1 protein-coding gene is annotated in these 549 nt (G+C 66.5%); it reads left to right on the top strand.

The annotated features are described in order from the left end of the window. Window positions 1-5: 5 nt before the first annotated feature. The coding region (locus tag LL06_RS25880) for an aldehyde dehydrogenase family protein (RefSeq protein WP_345775696.1) at window positions 6-549 on the top strand (544 nt) is incomplete at its 3' end.

Here is a 549-nt window from a genome sequence, read left to right as displayed (position 1 = left end):
GGGCGATGGGCCCGTTCCGCGATGCTTTTGTCGCGCAGGCGGATACCCTCAGGGTCGGCCCGGGGTTGGATGAGGGAACCGAAATGGGTCCGCTCGTCTCCGCCCGGCGGCTGGAGGCGGTCGAGGCGCTGGTGGCCGATGCCCGCGAAAAGGGCGCGAGGGTGGAACTGGGCGGCAAGCGCATCGGCAATGCCGGCTTTTTCCACGAGCCGACCGTGCTCTCCAGGCTCGATGTCGGCATGCGCGTGATGACCGAGGAGCCTTTTGGACCGCTCGCCCTGCTCATTCCGTTCAAGACCGCCGACGAAGCTCTCGCCGAGGCCAACCGGCTTCCGTTCGGCCTTGCGTCCTATGCCTTCACCGGGTCTGCGCGCACCAAGGCCCATATCGAGCGACGGCTGCAGGCCGGCATGCTCTCGATCAACCATCTGGGCCTGGCCCTGCCGGAGACGCCGTTCGGTGGCATCAAGGACAGCGGCTACGGCACAGAAGGCGGTCCTGAGGCGATCGACGCCTATCTCACCACGAAATTCATCACCGAACGCCACG

The sequence above is a fragment of the Hoeflea sp. BAL378 genome (assembly GCF_000759435.1).
Taxonomy (GTDB): Bacteria; Pseudomonadota; Alphaproteobacteria; order Rhizobiales; family Rhizobiaceae; genus Hoeflea.
The sequence above is the reverse complement of the archived record's forward strand: the minus strand, read 5'-3'. Positions and strand labels throughout refer to the sequence as shown.